Here is a 15,686-nt window from a genome sequence, read left to right as displayed (position 1 = left end):
CACCATAATGGCGCGGCGAATGCATCCTGTCGCCCAAATCGCATGGAGATTTTGCGGTTGCTTGGTAGAATCGTGGTTTCCACGACTTTCTTCGCCCCCACCTCCTATGCGCAACGATAAGCCTGCATCGCCATCTACGATTTACCGTAAAGATTACACCGCTCCTTCGTATTGGGTTGATACGGTGGATATGGGTTTTGATCTTGATCCTGCTGCGACGCGTGTTGCGACCCGTATCGTGATGCGGCGCAATCCGGCCAGCGCTGACAAAGCGATTGTACTATTTGGTGAAGAACTGGAATTGGTGCAACTGCGTTTGAATGGAAAACAGTTAAAACCGAGCCAATATCAGTTAGACGCTGGCACGTTGCGGATTCCTGTTGCGCCTGCCAAAGTCGTTCTGGAAATTGAAACGTTGACCCAGCCAGAGAAAAATACCTCGCTGATGGGTTTGTATGTTTCTAACGGGAATTTTTTCACGCAGTGTGAGGCGGAAGGTTTCCGTAAGATCACCTATTTCCCTGATCGTCCGGACGTGATGGCCAAATACACCGTTATGCTGCGGGCCAACAAGAAAAAATATCCTGTATTGCTATCAAACGGCAATCTGATCGAAAAGGGCGATCTTGGCGATGGCCGTCATTTTGCAAAATGGGAAGATCCGTTCAAGAAGCCCTCTTATTTGTTCGCTTTGGTGGCTGGAAAACTGGTTTGCCAGCAAGAAAAATACATACTGAAATCAGGCCGCAAAGTTCTGCTTCAGGTCTGGGTAGAAAAAGGTAATCTGGATAAAACGCAGCACGCGATGGATTCACTGAAAAACAGTATCCGCTGGGATGAAGAGCGTTTTGGTTTAGAGCTGGATCTGGACCGTTTCATGATTGTTGCCGTTGGCGATTTCAACATGGGCGCGATGGAAAACAAAGGTTTGAACATTTTTAATACCAAATTTGTTCTGGCCAATCCGCATCTGGCAACTGACGTTGATTACGCGAATATCGAAGCGGTCGTCGGCCATGAATATTTTCATAACTGGACTGGTAATCGCGTCACTTGCCGCGACTGGTTCCAGCTGTCGTTGAAAGAAGGATTGACGGTTTTTCGCGATCAGGAATTCTCCGCCGATATGGTCGGCACCGACAGTGGTCGTGCGGTCAAACGTATCGATGATGTGCGCGTATTGCGCCAGGCGCAATTCCCGGAAGATGCAGGACCGATGGCGCATTCAGTCCGTCCTGATGCTTACGTAGAAATCAATAATTTCTACACCGTCACCATTTATGAAAAAGGCGCAGAAGTTGTGCGCATGTATCAAACCTTGCTAGGCCGCGACGGTTTTCGTAAAGGCATGGATCTCTACTTCAAACGCCATGATGGACAAGCTGTTGCCTGTGACGATTTCCGTGCTGCGATGGTGGATGCCAATGGTCGCGATCTGACGCAGTTTGAACGTTGGTATAGCCAAGCCGGAACGCCAAGGGTTGCTGTTAAAACGCAGTACGACGCGACTAAAAAAACCTACGACATTACCTTGTCGCAAACATGCGCACCGACTCCGGGCCAGAAGAAAAAATTGCCATTTCATATTCCGGTGGCAGTAGGTCTGCTGGACGGCAATGGCAGCGATATGGCATTGCGTCTGAAGACTGACAACAAAGATCAGGCAGCTGAGACTACGCGTGTGTTGGAATTAACAAAAGCGCAGCAAAGCTTCCGTTTCGTCGGCGTTACCGAAGCGCCGGTTCTTTCAATATTGCGTAATTTCTCTGCGCCGGTCGTGGTGGATATTGTTTACACCGATGCCGAGTTGGCATTCTTGCTGGCGCATGACAGCGATCCATTTAACCGCTGGGAAGCAGGCCAACGCCTTGCTACTCGCAGCTTGCTGACATTAACAGCGGCCGTAAAAAATGCTAACGAAGGCGGTGACGAGAGCGGTCATGTCACCTCTATCGCGTCAGTATTAGAGGGTGCAGCATCGAATAGCGAGGCACTAGGAAATGCGTTTAAAGTGACCTTAAATGATGCTAGCTTAGATGCGGCTTTCCGGGAACTCGCTATTACGTTGCCATCGGAAACCGTGCTGGCAGAACAAACCGATGTGATCGATCCACAAGCCATCCACGCTGCGCGCCAGTTCTTGCGGTCCAATCTGGCACTGTCGCTGAAAGACGATTTATTAGCCGCGTATCACGCCAACCAAACGCCCGGTGCTTATAGCGCCGATGCGCAATCGGCTGGTAAGCGCGCGCTGAAAAACGTTGCGCTGTCGTATTTGATGGAGGGCGAAAACGGCGATGATTCAGCGGCCCATGTTTTGGCGCAGAAACAGTATGACGAAGCAAATAACATGACAGACCGGTTTGCTGCGTTGGTGGCGCTGACCAACAGCAGCGCGCCCGGAAAGGCCGCCGCGCTATCGCAGTTTTATACTGATTTTGAAAAAGAAGCCTTGGTCATCGATAAATGGTTTGCGTTGCAAGCGATGGCGCGTACCAGCGATGTGAATACCATTCGTACGTTACAAGAACATCCGGCTTTCACACTGAATAATCCGAACCGTGCACGCAGTTTGATTTTCAGTTTCTGTAATAGTAATCCGGCCAATTTTCACGCGGCAGACGGCAGCGGTTATGCATTCTGGGCAGATCAGGTGATCACGCTTAATAGCGTGAATCCGCAAGTCGCCGCCCGCTTGGCGCGGACGCTGGATCGCTGGCGTAAATATGCTCCTGCATTACAGGAAAAAATGCGCAATGCGTTAGAGCGCATTGTTGCCACACCTAATTTATCCAAAGATGTGCTGGAAGTTATCTCCAAAGCACTTGCTCATTAATCGTTAAGGGAAAAAACATGAAACGTGTCAGTCTGACGCAACATCTGATCGAACAACAACGTTTACACAACAGCATTCCTTCCGAATTGCGCTTGCTTATCGAAGTCGTTGGTCGTGCCTGCAAGACCATCAGTCACGCGGTTGGCAAGGGCGCGCTGGGCGAAGTGCTCGGCAGCGCGGGTATTGAAAACGTGCAAGGCGAAGTGCAAAAGAAACTAGATATTATTTCTAACGAAATTTTGCTGGAAGCCAACGAATGGGGCGGTCATCTTGCCGCGATGGCATCCGAAGAAATGGAATCCATTCACCCGATTCCAAACCGCTATCCGCAAGGCGAATATCTGCTGTTGTTTGATCCGTTGGACGGCTCCAGCAACATTGATGTGAATGTCTCCATCGGGACTATTTTCTCGGTATTGAAAGCGCCGGATGGCATGACAACGCCATCAGAAAAAGATTTCATGCAATCCGGTCGCCAGCAGGTCGCCGCCGGTTATGCCGTGTACGGTCCGCAAACCATGCTGGTATTGACTACCGGCAATGGCGTTCATTGCTTTACGCTGGATCGTGAAATGGGCGCTTGGGTGCTGACGCAACGCGATATTCAAATCCCGACTGAGACGAAAGAATTCGCGATTAACGCCTCTAATACACGTCATTGGTATCCACCGGTCACGCGTTATGTGAACGAGATGCTGGCGGGCGTTTCAGGCCCCTTGGAGAAGGATTTCAACATGCGCTGGGTCGCGTCGATGGTGGCCGATGTGCATCGTATTCTTAGTCGTGGCGGGATTTTCATGTATCCGGCGGATTCTCGCGATACCAGCATGCCCGGTAAATTGCGTCTGATGTACGAAGCAAATCCAATGGCAATGATCGTCGAGCAGGCGGGCGGAGCTGCTACTGACGGCAAGCAGGCAATTCTGGATATCGCACCACAAAAATTGCATCAGCGTGTGCCGGTATTTTTGGGATCGAAGACTGAAGTTGAGCGGATTACTGCTTATCATCAGGATTAATATTTGCGATTTTTTGCAAAACAGTCGAGACGGTGCTTTTGCAGGCCGTCCGGCGAACATTCAGGCCGCCCCTTGGCGGCCTGAATATATTCTGCTATCGCATGCCGGTTTGTTTTGTAGATTGGTTGTGATTTAACCGGCTTGAACTTTTACGCAGCAACTGTCATTCTTCCTTGCTGCAAGTCATCTTGATGAAATTATCTGCAGGTAAGATAGCCGACTGGCAAAAGAACGTCGTCGCCGCCTTTTAATATGTGTGCTGAACCAACCAAGACCAACGATGTTATTAAAAAAAATTCATACATTGAGTGGGTCCGCGCTGTTGATGTGTTTGCATTCAGCTTTTGCCGCGCATCCTCTGGTGACCGACGACACCGGGACACAGGATATGGGCAACCAGCAGTTGGAAGCCAATACTGACTGGACCCGGCGTAGCGGCATTGCCGGTCATGTCGCAGACTTTACTTATACCTATGGTCTGCTATCGAATGTGGATGTTTTTAGTGATTTACCGGTCACTGCGTCATCGCCAAGTGGCATAAATGATGCGTCGCTCGGGGTTAAGTGGCGTTTCTACGAACGCGGCGCAACCAGCTTTGCTATCAAGCCTGTGTTGGTGCTGCCCACCGGTAATCAAAACGTTGGCTTGGGGACAGGCCGTAGCAGCGCTGCAATGACCTTGATTGCAAGCATTGATAATGCGCCGTGGGCGTTTCACGGTAATCTTGGCATCGCTGTGAATCGTTATGCCCTGGCAGTCGATCAGCAAGAAAATCGTAGACTTCTATGGCGCGCATCCAGCGCGGTTACCTATAGCTTGACGCAGCAATGGCGGCTGCTGGGTGATATCGGCATAGCGCGTAATCAAGACGTTGGCAGCACGGTTAATCCCGCGTATTTCTTAACCGGCGCTATTTATTCACCAAATCAAAATGTCGACCTGGATGCGGGTATCAGGTTCGGATTGAATAAGACCGAAGTAGATCGGCAATTTGGCGTCGGACTGACGTTGCGGTTTTAATTTTCCACAATGTTAATCAATGTTAACGCCGCACCAAAGAATGAAAATAAAAAGCCGCAGCGATGCGGATTTTTATTTTGGTGGACTGTGATGAACGTCATGTTCACCGGTATGAAAAAATTATGCCGTCTTACCTTACTATGGCCGAATCCCTTTGCGATATTCGGTGGGCGAGGGCCACATCTGTTTGCGGAATAATTTCGCGACATGCGCGCCGCTAAACAAGCCGCAGCGTCGGGCAATTTTGTCGACGGGTAAATCGGTTTCAGATAATTGCTGGCGCACCGCTTCCAGTCGCAAATTGACCAAAAAATCATGCGGTGTTTGCCCGGTTTCGCGCTTGAATTGCCGCACGAAATTGCGCTCGCTCATAAACACAAAATTGGCAGCATCAATCACAGAAATAGGATCGCTAAGATGTTCTACGAACCACAGCGATGCTTTATGAATTTTGCTGTTGATGATGGATTCGACCGGACGTGACGGATTATTTGCTGGTGATGTGTCGCGGCGACGCTGGCAAACTACCAGATTTTGAGCAATCCGCTGCGCTACCGCCGGGCCTAGATCTATTTCTAAAAGCCGTAATGCAAGATCGGTTGCCATGCCAACATCGCACGACGTAAAGATATCGTTATCTTCAACAATTTGCGCTTCCCGATCAATATTAATTTTTGGGAATTCGCGTGACATTTTATCGGCTAGCGCCCAATGCGTCGTCGCACGGCGATTGTTCAGAAATCCAGCTGCGCCGATGACGAATACGCCGGTGCAAATGGCGGCAATCCGCCGGACCTGACTGCGCTTTTTCTGAAGCCATGCGATCAGCACAGGATCGTGATACGCATCAAAGTTGCCGGTGCCGCTGGCAATCAATAACGTATCAAACGCACAGTCATCAAATTGCGTGAGTGGTGCAGTTAAAATTTGGACTGATGCAGAGGACATGACCATGCCGCCTGCAATCGACATAATCGATACCTGATATCGCGTGGTGCCGGGAAACACGGTCGAGATGAGTTTGTCGCCGATCCCAAATACATCAGCTGCACCCACTACATCTGCCAGTATTACGCCATCGAAAACCATGATGCCAATATGCTTGATTGCGCAGTGTTGATCGAGCGCATCAAGTTTGTCTAAGCCGCCGTTATTCATGAAGCTCCCCTACGACGAATATTTTATTTAAGTTTGCCTGATAGCAATTTAACGTTAGTAAATAATCATCTTTCATGCTCCTACTAATTCACGCGCGCTCGTTGACATAGGTCAAAGAAGAGATGAAAAGAGATAAAAATGCGACAAAATCGCCACGATAATTTACCAATTTTTGCTGCTTGGAATGAAGCTCCGAGACAACATTTCCTTTCGGAACGGCGGCTTTATTTCCCCTCGAAAAAAGCCCGCCATGGTGGTGACGTTGCGCATATTTTAGGTCTCCGTTTGTCTGTATTTTCTGCCTTGTATTTTGGTGATTTTTTAACCGGTTTGCAACCAGCATGCTATCTGGCTGCGATGCTTTTCTGCCATACCGCCATCCTTTCATGACGGTTCCGGTGGCTATTGCAGCGGTCGTTTTTCTACCTTGCTGCAAGCCCCTGTTTAGCGGTTTTTTTAACCACATTAATGCATATTAGTGGCTGAGATGTTTATCCTCCAGTGCATCCTCAAGACGTGAATTTTCAAGTGTTAACTCCGCTACAATTTGCTTCAGCTTGGTGTTCTCGTCTTGCAAGCATTTCAGACGTTCTGGATACTCCTGGAGGCCACCGTACTGCTTTTTCCAACTTTGAAAAGTACGTTCTGTAATCCCGGCTTGTCGAATTACGTCAGCTACCGGCATACCAAGCTCTTCTTGTTTGAGAGCTGCAGCAATTCGATCGCGGGAAGGTGGCGTCCGCTTCATGGCATGTCCTCGACCTTCTATATTTAGTCACAGCTATGGTGAGACTGTGATTATTTCGCTGCAGTTTCATCTTGTAGTGGTTCCAGACCAAGGCGACGACGTACATAAGGATCGCGGTATTCGCTATTATCAGGGGTGCTTACACTACTGACGACTGCCGCACTCGGAGGAGGCGTTGTATCCACAACACGGGCGCTATCAACGCGGGAGACTACCGGTTGTTGCACGACTGTCGTGTTCGCGGTTGCTACTGCCGGTCTTGCCATACCTGGACAATCGTGGCCAGTGGCCTCCACTGCTTTCCGATTTGCATCGCTTTGACACAACAGCGCCAGCGCTACGTCATTGAGCCCCATCGCACGGAATTCACGCGAATCCAGACGCCGCACGCAGGCCTGATCGACCATGGTTGAAGCAGCGGTGGCACCGAAACCGGTCAGCGACAAGCCAAACGATACCGAGCCCATGCAAGTGTCGGACAAAGTCGTTGTCAGCGATGGTGCAGTGATGGGAGGCGCGCTTTTTACGGTGTAGGTTCCGCCGTATTCGACTGTCGCTTTGGTGTTGAAGGCACTTGTGCCAGGATCACCGGCGGCGGCAGTCGTCCCGGCTGGATCGCCGGTGCCGGTGCCACTTCCAGATCCTGCAGTGCTAGGGATGGATACCGACACGCTGACGGTTGAATTATTGCCGTTGGCGCTGGTGCCTGTAATTGAATTGCTTGCGGCGCCCCCGGTTGCAACGCCGCCAGTGGCCGTCCCGCCAGTTGCACTACCACCAGTAGCCGCACCGCCGCTGGCCGATCCACCGGCCCCGCCAGCGCCGCCGTTTGCGGTGGAAGTAGATGCCGAAGTAGGTGACACCGGGGTGGATGGATTCGCTGCTGCTATCACTGGTACTGTGAATATCGAGGCTACCAGGATACCTAGAAGTTTATGTTTCATGGCTTCTCCGTTATTTTTCTTCATGTTACAAAGGAGAGGGAAAGTTTCCTTTCCCTCTTCCCCTTTCCCTTTTTCAACAAACCTTCAGCATTGATCAGCTGCCGGATCCGGCTGTAGCAGTAGCACCGCCGCCGTTTCCGCCGTTCCCACCGCTGGCTGAACCGCTATGGGTGTTGCCACCTTTAACGAGAGAGAAGGCCGAGCCACCTTGGTTGTAGTTGCCGCTAACTGAACTATCTGCGGAACCAGTGCTGGAGGTTGTTGTGCCACCGATTGCAAACGAATTGCCATTTGCAAATTGGGCGTCGCCGGAGGTGAGAGTACCAGCGCTGCCGCCAGTAGCGCCGCCGCCATTAGCTGTAGCGCCGCCACCATTCCCGCCGGTAGTATTGCCAGTTGCTGTCGAATTTGCAGATGCTGAAGTTGCGCCACCGCCACCAGGCATACTAGGCATGCTAGGCATATGGCCCATGTTGCCCCAACCGCCACCACCGCCACCACCAGATCCCGAGCCGGAACCCGCTGCGCCGCTGGCTGTTGCAGTAGCACCGCCCGATGTATTACCAGTTGCACCGCCACCCATACCACCGTTAGCATTTGCACCGCCACCAGCAGCAGCGCCAGCATTAGCAGCAGCACCGGAAGTTGCACCGGCGGAAGTTGCGCCGCCAGCCGAAGTAGCACCACCTGCGCCAGTCCAGTTGCCGCCAGTGTTTGCTACACCGCTAGCGTTGGTTTGATTGGCATTTCCGGCAGATGTAGCACCGCCAGTTGTTGCGCCGCCAGCAGCAGCACCACTAGTAGCGGCACCACCTGCGCCGCCAGCACCAGCTGTAGCTGTGGCAGTTGCAGCGTTGGATACAGTTGTTGTTATCGAAGGATCCGATGGCATTGATCCGTGGCCGCCATTACCACCGCCATATCCTCCGCCCCCACCACCATAACCGCCACCACCTGCGTATGCTGCGACTGCAAACAGTGACGCTATGGATGCGGCAATAAGTTGCTTTTTCATTTTTGTATCTCCTGAGAGTGTAGGGCGCTAATTTCCTGAGGGTCTCGTCTATATACGCCCCTAATTAACAGACAAGATTTCGCTATTCACGCAGCAGTAAAAGTAGGCAATGATTCGAAAATCGTGCAGAAAAAATCCAGATTATCGAGATTCTTTACAGCAAAATTTCAACCTGAAAAATTGCCACCTTATTTTGTGGAAGTGAAAATATCGCTTCTCCAGGATCAACGCATCAACACATCAACGAATTACGCGCTGACAAGAGATATGTGCATTGCGATGACTTGATCATAGAACTGTCGATAACAGTGTTTACGACAAAACTTTGTCAAGTTCGGACAGCACAAATGGCGGCTTTGGATGGCTTTCTGTAAGGCACCACCGGGCTTTGCCAACGATCGCAGCGATTTCGAAGAAGCCTACGGATGCATCGCGATATTTTTATGCGAGGCGATCGTGAGAGAAAATGCAGTGCAGAATTTTTTTGCGCAGAGCTGATCATGATGCTTGTCAAAAAACGCCAGAATAGGTTCGTCTTTATTTTGAAAATGTAAGGGAGGTGGAGATTAGGCTGGTTATTTTTTCGACCGGGAATAGCAGTCGGAACACCGCTGCAAGTCGAAATAGGCAAAAAAAGACGCAAACACATGGCGTGTTTGCGTCTTAAAATTAACAATGCTTGATCAGGTCGCAGTTAAGTTGCGCCCTTTGATCTGCGTCAGGCGCGCTTGACCAATCGCAATATCACCAGCAGCACCACGGCACCCAGGGTTGCAACAACAATGGATGCAATCATGCCACCGCTGACGCCGATGCGCAGTACGCTAGCCAACCAACCGCCGATGAACGCACCAACAATGCCGACGATGATGTCGACCAGCACGCCAAAACCACCGCCTTTCACTAAAACACCTGCCAGCCAGCCTGCAATGGCACCGATAATAAGCCAGGCAAGAATTCCATGTTCCATGGTATTTCCTTTCAAAAGTTAAGCGGCGAATAAACGCGTGGATGCAATTGCTTGCGGGGTGGAACTAAATGGTCCGAATTTGCGCCCGAAGCCAGCGGCAAAAAGATCAATGGCACTTTGGCAGGGACGACGTTTTGTATTATATTACCGGCTCCTAAAATGGCTATAGATTGCCGTCTAAAGAATCAATTGACGGTTTAAAGACTATATTTGACTTCAGCAACGATGCGCATATTTTTTTCTTGTTTTTACAAATGTTCACAGATTTAAAAAAATAGGCCAACGGGCATGCAACCTGTCGGCCATTAAATTCAAGTATCGCGATACGCCAACGGCTTATAAACGATTATCGATCAGTTGTTGCCCACGTTTAGCGCCTTCCAGACCGACTTCTTCCAGTGTGCCAACGAAGGTATCTTGATCGACCCACTCAATGCCGTTCTCCAAGTTTACTTTTATCAACCATCCAGATGTATAGCTACGCGTATAGATGTAAATTTTTTGGCCTTTGTATTCTTTAATGATAGTGACGTTCATGATTGAGTCGTACCACTTATTTATGATGGATTGCATCATAGTGGAAAGACACTTATCTGAATGTCCGCGATTGTCAGTTTTTGATGTAGGACAACAGGAAGTCGGGCGTTATCCCAGAATGGGAAAACGGGAGAAATATTGACCCGCCACGCGTTGCGCGGCAGGGCGAACCGAATCGTTAAAATCGCGAATTAAATATCGCTAAAAGTCTTGTCAAGCGCAGCTAGTTCTTTTAGCAAAGGTGCGGGCCTCCATGCCTCGCCGTGCAAACCTTGCGCATATTTTTCGATTGCCCCGATTACATTTTGCAAGCCCACGGTATCGGCATAGAACAAGGGGCCGCCGCGAAATAGCGGGAAGCCGTAACCGTTCAGGTACACCATATCGACATCGGATGCTTGTTGCGCGATGCCTTCGTCAAGGAGAAGGGCGGCTTCGTTAATCAATGAGTAGACCAGTCGCTCGACGATTTCCTGATCGTCGATCTGACGCCGTGTGACACCGATATCGGCAGAATGTTTTACGATCATCGCATTGATTAGTTCTGATGGATAAGCGGTGCGATCGCCCGTCTTATAGTCGTACCAACCGGCGCCGACTTTTTGGCCGAAGCGATCCATCTCGCATATTAAATCTGCGGTGCAGGAATACGTCATGTCAGGCGCTTCAACTGCGCGGCGTTTGCGGATGTGCCAGCCGATATCGTTACCCGCCAGATCGCTCATGCGGAACGGACCCATTGCAAAGCCAAACGCTTCAATCGCCTTATCGACCTGCGCTGGCAAACAACCTTCGTCAAGTAAAAATCCGGCCTGACGCACATATTGTTCGATCATTCGATTGCCGATAAAACCATCACAAACGCTCGACATAACGCCCAGTTTGCGCATTTTTTTGGAGAGCGCCATGACCGTTGCCAATACATCTTTGGCGGTTTGTTCGCCACGCACTATTTCTAGCAATCGCATGACATTGGCAGGACTGAAGAAATGCATGCCAATCACGTCTTCCGGTCGTTTGGTCGCTGCTGCGATTTCGTTGAGATCAAGTGTTGACGTGTTCGAGGCCAGAATCGCACCTTTTTTCATGACCTCATCCAGCTTTATAAAGACAGATTTCTTGATCGCCATGTCTTCAAATACTGCCTCGACCACGATATCTGCGTGAGCAATTTCGGCGTAGCCCAGCGTACCCGTGATCAGGGCAACACGTTGGTCACATTTATCTTGCGTCAGAGTGCCTTTTTTGAGTGCTCTATCGTAGTTTTTTCGAATCCCCGCGAGACCTTTTTCCAATGCCTCTGAGCCGGTTTCCAATAGCATCACTGGAATTCCCGCGTTGGCAAAACTCATAGCAATGCCGGCGCCCATCGTGCCAGCGCCAACAACTGCCGCAAACTTGATAGTGCGGCGTGGGTTATCGGCTGGAACATCCTTTATTTTATTTGCGGCGCGTTCACCGAAGAAAGCATGACGCAGTGCTTTCGACTCAGTTGTCTGCAACAAAGCCATAAATAATTCGCCCTCATAACGCAGCCCATCGTCAAAATTTCTGGTGATAGACGCCTCAATCGCATCAAGACATTTTAGCGGCGCAGGGAACCGCGTCGCCGTCGCAATGATGGCATCGCGGGCGGACTGAAAAAATGTTTCATACTCGGGATAGTCCACTGTCAGATCGCGTATTTTAGGCAGCGGTCTGCGGTCCGCAACTTCATTGGCGAAGGTAAAGACTTGCGGTAACCAGTCGCTCAGCAAAGCTCCGTTGCCGCCGCCGTTTTTGCCGAGATTCAGCAGCGCATCGATCAGTCTGGTTTTGCAGAGCTTTTCGGCGGTGATCGCATTGCCGTGGACGATCATTTCTGTGGCTAACGCCAGGCCGACAGCGCGCGGCAAGCGTTGGGTACCACCTGCACCCGGTAGCAAGCCCAGTTTGACCTCTGGCAGCCCGATGAGGGCGGTTGGCGTGGCAACGCGATAATGGCATGCCAGCGATAATTCCAGACCGCCGCCCATACAGGCGCTGTGGATTGCTGCGATCACTGGTTTATGGGCATTTTCGACGACGCTGATCAACGTATGCAGCGATGGTTCAGCCAACGCTTTTGGTGAGTTAAATTCTTTGATATCTGCGCCGCCAGAAAATGTATTGCCAGCGCCGGTAATGACAATCGCCTTGACCGCATCATCGCTGAGTGCTCTGTTAATGCCATCCACCATTGCCGTGCGTGTCGCCAATCCCATCCCATTGACGGGAGGGTTGTTTATCGTGATGAGGGCGATCGAGTCATAGCATTGATATTCGGCAGTCATGTCTTGTTCCTGAAGTGAGAGTGAACGCCTGTGTCAAGGCAAAAAAGCGTGGCAATCTACAGACCGCGCAGAAAAACCTAAGGAGAAATGTTTTGAGCATGGCGTTTGCGCCAGATCTGTGACACCAGATAAGCGACAACCGCGATGTTGCCGATCAGGACCGCGGCGTTAATAAAGGATGGATGCAAAATAAGATGGCGAATTTCGATCGGGACATAGATGGCACCGGATACCGCGCCTAGCCAGGTCGCCCACGGGCGATTGCGCCAGAGGCCAACACTTTCGATGAAGCGCAGCGAGATATAGGCGACGCCGATGAAGACAATGTTGCGACGGTTTTCGTCATTCAGGATATCTGCGTAGTGCAGAAAAACGGATGGATAGTGCGCCATGGGATCCAGGCCAAAATGGCCGATTAATGCGATAGCGAGATGGCGAATATCGTGATGCAGCAGGCTGAGCAAGCCAAGCATGGCGGCCAGTGCGGCGACGCCTTTGCAGCCTTCAAAAGTCGCAATGGCCTTTAAGGCAGGGTGTGGCTCGGACGGCGGCGCAGATTGTTTGGCGCGCGATTGGGCGGTGGGCTGAAGTGTGGGTTGCATCTGCGAACCATGTGTAAATTGGATGTGCCAATTCTACTGTTGTTCGGGACGGCCGCCTATCAGGTATCGCTAGAGAGTGTGCTCGGAAGGGGGTAAAAAACTTACATGCTTCCGCGCCCAGCTTGGCGCGGTGACTGTTTTAGATATGAATTTAAGTATTAAGCGTAACTTTTCCAGAACGACGCCTCATTCACGCATTTTCGTGTAATCCGCACTGCAGCGGCAGTTGCGCCAATTGATCAAACTCGTCATCGCTGAAGAGTCGCGAACGCGTGAGAAAACGACGGCCTGAGCCATTGTCCAGCGAAAACATACCGCCATTGCCGTTGACAACGTCAATAATTAATTGGGTGTGTTTCCAGTATTCGTACTGCTCGGCGCCGATATAAAATGGCTCGCCATCCAGATCGCCCAAATAGATGTCGGCGTCGCCAACCTGAAAATCGCCACGGGCGTAACACATCGGTGCACTGCCATCGCAGCAGCCGCCGGATTGAAACAACATCAGCGCGCCGTGTTTTTTTCGCAGCGTCTGGAGTAATTCCAGTGCGGCCTCAGTCGCCGTAACGCGGGCAGGAATGGTAGACATTGCTAACCTTTCAGATGGAGAAGTAAACTCTGCTTCCCGTGGTGGCGAAGCAGAGAACAACAACGAACGCTAAGTTACGTTACTAAGTTACATTAATTAACGATAATCATGGTGCGTATTACCATTGCTTAACGCTGTGTTCGAAACGCTTGTTTAGAAAAATCCTAAAGCGTTCGGGCTATAGCTGACCAGCAAGTTTTTAGTTTGTTGGTAGTGATCCAGCATCATTTTATGGTTTTCACGTCCGATACCGGATTGCTTGTAACCACCGAATGCTGCATGGGCAGGGTAAAGGTGATAACAATTCGTCCAGACCCGGCCAGCTTGAATTTCACGTCCCATACGGAAAGCACGTGAACCGTCGCGTGTCCACAATCCTGCGCCCAGACCATACAAAGTATCGTTGGCAATTTCCAGCGCTTCTTCTTCGTCCTTGAAGGTCGTTACCGACAATACTGGGCCAAAGATTTCTTCCTGGAAAATACGCATTTTGTTATTACCTTCGAACACAGTTGGTTCCATGTAATAACCTGCATCCAGATCGCCGCCATGTTGCGTGCGTGCGCCACCGGTCAGCAATTTTGCGCCTTCTTGTTTGCCGATATCGATATAAGACAGGATTTTTTCCAGTTGTTCCTGGGATGCCTGTGCGCCGATCATGGTGCTCATTTCCAGCGGATTGCCTTGTTTAATGGCTTTTACGCGTTTCAATGCACGTTCCATAAAGCGGTCGTAGATCGACTCTTGAATCAGTGCCCGTGATGGACAAGTGCAGACTTCACCCTGATTCAGCGCAAACATGGCAAAGCCTTCCAGGCATTTGTCAAAGAACGCATCGTCTTGATCCATCACATCGGCAAAGAAAATGTTCGGCGATTTTCCGCCTAGTTCCAGTGTTACCGGAATGATGTTTTGCGAGGCGTATTGCATGATCAGGCGACCAGTCGTGGTTTCGCCGGTAAATGCAATCTTGGCAATGCGCTTGCTGGATGCCAAGGGCTTGCCAGCTTCCAGACCGAAGCCCTGGACGATATTAAGTACGCCTGGTGGCAACAAATCGTGCACCAGTTCAATCCAGACCATGATCGAGGCTGGGGTTTGTTCAGCAGGTTTCAGCACGATGCAGTTACCTGCAGCCAATGCCGGTGCCATTTTCCAGACTGCCATCAGAATCGGGAAATTCCACGGAATGATCTGACCGACTACGCCCAAAGGCTCATGGAAGTGATAAGCGTAAGTTTCAGCATCAATTGTTGCTACGGAACCTTCCTGTGCCCGGATGCAACCGGCAAAATAGCGGAAATGATCAATTGCCAGTGGAATGTCGGCCAGTGTGGTTTCGCGCAGCGGTTTGCCGTTGTCGATGGTTTCAGCGATGGCCAGCAGTTCCAGATTGGCTTCCATCCGGTCAGCGATTTTGAGCAAGATGTTGGCGCGGTCGGTTGGCGAAGTGCGGCCCCATGCGCGTTTCGCGGCATGCGCGGCATCCAATGCCAGATCGACATCTTCTGCGGTGGAACGGGCTACTTCGCAGAAAGTTTTACCGAGGACCGGGCTGACATTCTCAAAATACTCACCCTTTACCGGCGGTACAAATTTGCCACCGATGAAATTGTCGTAACGCTGTTTGAAGGGGTTTTTAATGCCTAATTTGCTGATATCTGCGAGATTCATGTCGTCCTCCGAAAGGGATTTTGATTGATTAATTACCAAGTTGGCTTTGAGCCAGGTGCAACAGGCACGAACAGGTAATTGCAAGGTGCGTGCCAATCATCGGGTGTAACCTGATTAAGACCAGAGAGCACCGCCGAAAGTGCCTGAAAAATGTATCGGAGCCGCATGGGGATTGGGTGTAATGCATGTAAGCGTTGTTGCCATGGATGCATTGGGACGCTGTAGATCGGCGTATTTGAAACACCTGTCAAAACTTGTATG

General features: G+C 50.6%; 14 protein-coding genes. 4 read left to right on the top strand and 10 right to left on the bottom strand.

What is annotated here, in order from left to right; translation table 11 throughout:
• Positions 1-106 precede the first annotated feature (106 nt).
• From pepN to C7W93_RS10905, 3 genes are all read left to right on the top strand, one after another.
• Entirely contained in the window at positions 107-2,836 is a 2,730-nt protein-coding gene (gene pepN, locus C7W93_RS10915; protein ID WP_108440028.1) for an aminopeptidase N, read from the top strand.
• Between the two features lie 17 nt (positions 2,837-2,853).
• A complete protein-coding gene (locus C7W93_RS10910; RefSeq protein WP_108440027.1) occupies positions 2,854-3,855 on the top strand; it encodes a class 1 fructose-bisphosphatase in 1,002 nt (333 codons plus the stop codon).
• Positions 3,856-4,135: 280 nt separating this feature from the next.
• Positions 4,136-4,876, top strand: a complete 741-nt coding sequence (locus tag C7W93_RS10905) for a transporter (RefSeq protein ID WP_108440026.1) — start codon at positions 4,136-4,138, stop codon at positions 4,874-4,876.
• Between the two features lie 138 nt (positions 4,877-5,014).
• On the opposite strand, the gene C7W93_RS10900 is transcribed toward C7W93_RS10905, so the two are convergent.
• Positions 5,015-6,034 carry a GlxA family transcriptional regulator gene (locus C7W93_RS10900; protein WP_108440025.1) on the bottom strand — a complete coding sequence of 340 codons (1,020 nt, stop codon included), beginning with the start codon at positions 6,032-6,034 and terminating at the stop codon, positions 5,015-5,017.
• A 138-nt stretch (positions 6,035-6,172) separates the two neighbouring features.
• On the opposite strand from C7W93_RS10900, the gene C7W93_RS24435 reads away from it, so the two are divergent.
• A complete protein-coding gene (locus C7W93_RS24435) occupies positions 6,173-6,424 on the top strand; it encodes a hypothetical protein (protein ID WP_146177547.1) in 252 nt (83 codons plus the stop codon).
• Positions 6,425-6,509: 85 nt separating this feature from the next.
• On the opposite strand, the gene C7W93_RS10890 is transcribed toward C7W93_RS24435, so the two are convergent.
• The 9 genes from C7W93_RS10890 to adh form a co-directional block, all read right to left on the bottom strand.
• A complete protein-coding gene (locus tag C7W93_RS10890) occupies positions 6,510-6,782 on the bottom strand; it encodes a transposase (RefSeq protein WP_108440023.1) in 273 nt (90 codons plus the stop codon).
• A gap of 50 nt (positions 6,783-6,832) precedes the next feature.
• Entirely contained in the window at positions 6,833-7,726 is an 894-nt protein-coding gene (locus C7W93_RS10885) for a hypothetical protein (protein WP_161539919.1), read from the bottom strand.
• Positions 7,727-7,820: 94 nt separating this feature from the next.
• Positions 7,821-8,741 carry a hypothetical protein gene (locus C7W93_RS25365; RefSeq protein WP_108440020.1) on the bottom strand — a complete coding sequence of 307 codons (921 nt, stop codon included), beginning with the start codon at positions 8,739-8,741 and terminating at the stop codon, positions 7,821-7,823.
• Between the two features lie 718 nt (positions 8,742-9,459).
• Positions 9,460-9,711 carry a GlsB/YeaQ/YmgE family stress response membrane protein gene (locus C7W93_RS10870; RefSeq protein ID WP_108440019.1) on the bottom strand — a complete coding sequence of 84 codons (252 nt, stop codon included), beginning with the start codon at positions 9,709-9,711 and terminating at the stop codon, positions 9,460-9,462.
• 336 nt (positions 9,712-10,047) lie between these two features.
• Positions 10,048-10,248 carry a hypothetical protein gene (locus tag C7W93_RS10865; protein ID WP_108440018.1) on the bottom strand — a complete coding sequence of 67 codons (201 nt, stop codon included), beginning with the start codon at positions 10,246-10,248 and terminating at the stop codon, positions 10,048-10,050.
• A gap of 191 nt (positions 10,249-10,439) precedes the next feature.
• Complete coding sequence (locus C7W93_RS10860) at positions 10,440-12,560, bottom strand: 3-hydroxyacyl-CoA dehydrogenase NAD-binding domain-containing protein (protein ID WP_108440017.1); 2,121 nt, start codon at positions 12,558-12,560, stop codon at positions 10,440-10,442.
• Between the two features lie 77 nt (positions 12,561-12,637).
• Positions 12,638-13,162, bottom strand: coding sequence for a DUF2127 domain-containing protein (locus tag C7W93_RS10855; RefSeq protein ID WP_108440016.1), 525 nt, complete (start codon positions 13,160-13,162; stop codon positions 12,638-12,640).
• Positions 13,163-13,352: 190 nt separating this feature from the next.
• Entirely contained in the window at positions 13,353-13,751 is a 399-nt protein-coding gene (locus tag C7W93_RS10850; protein ID WP_108440015.1) for a DUF779 domain-containing protein, read from the bottom strand.
• A 153-nt stretch (positions 13,752-13,904) separates the two neighbouring features.
• Complete coding sequence (adh, locus tag C7W93_RS10845; protein WP_108440014.1) at positions 13,905-15,425, bottom strand: aldehyde dehydrogenase; 1,521 nt, start codon at positions 15,423-15,425, stop codon at positions 13,905-13,907.
• Positions 15,426-15,686 lie beyond the last annotated feature (261 nt).

The sequence above is a fragment of the Glaciimonas sp. PCH181 genome (genome assembly GCF_003056055.1).
Classification (GTDB): Bacteria; Pseudomonadota; Gammaproteobacteria; order Burkholderiales; family Burkholderiaceae_D; genus Glaciimonas.
This window is presented reverse-complemented; position numbering and strand designations above follow the sequence as displayed.

Coding starts and splice junctions, on each gene's coding strand:
- pepN (WP_108440028.1), top strand. CDS start 107: ATGCGCAACGATAAGCCTGCATCGCCATCTACGATTTACCGTAAAGAT.
- C7W93_RS10910 (WP_108440027.1), top strand. CDS start 2,854: ATGAAACGTGTCAGTCTGACGCAACATCTGATCGAACAACAACGTTTA.
- C7W93_RS10905 (WP_108440026.1), top strand. CDS start 4,136: ATGTTATTAAAAAAAATTCATACATTGAGTGGGTCCGCGCTGTTGATG.
- C7W93_RS10900 (WP_108440025.1), bottom strand. CDS start 6,034: ATGAATAACGGCGGCTTAGACAAACTTGATGCGCTCGATCAACACTGC.
- C7W93_RS24435 (WP_146177547.1), top strand. CDS start 6,173: ATGCGACAAAATCGCCACGATAATTTACCAATTTTTGCTGCTTGGAAT.
- C7W93_RS10890 (WP_108440023.1), bottom strand. CDS start 6,782: ATGAAGCGGACGCCACCTTCCCGCGATCGAATTGCTGCAGCTCTCAAA.
- C7W93_RS10885 (WP_161539919.1), bottom strand. CDS start 7,726: ATGAAACATAAACTTCTAGGTATCCTGGTAGCCTCGATATTCACAGTA.
- C7W93_RS25365 (WP_108440020.1), bottom strand. CDS start 8,741: ATGAAAAAGCAACTTATTGCCGCATCCATAGCGTCACTGTTTGCAGTC.
- C7W93_RS10870 (WP_108440019.1), bottom strand. CDS start 9,711: ATGGAACATGGAATTCTTGCCTGGCTTATTATCGGTGCCATTGCAGGC.
- C7W93_RS10865 (WP_108440018.1), bottom strand. CDS start 10,248: ATGAACGTCACTATCATTAAAGAATACAAAGGCCAAAAAATTTACATC.
- C7W93_RS10860 (WP_108440017.1), bottom strand. CDS start 12,560: ATGACTGCCGAATATCAATGCTATGACTCGATCGCCCTCATCACGATA.
- C7W93_RS10855 (WP_108440016.1), bottom strand. CDS start 13,162: ATGCAACCCACACTTCAGCCCACCGCCCAATCGCGCGCCAAACAATCT.
- C7W93_RS10850 (WP_108440015.1), bottom strand. CDS start 13,751: ATGTCTACCATTCCTGCCCGCGTTACGGCGACTGAGGCCGCACTGGAA.
- adh (WP_108440014.1), bottom strand. CDS start 15,425: ATGAATCTCGCAGATATCAGCAAATTAGGCATTAAAAACCCCTTCAAA.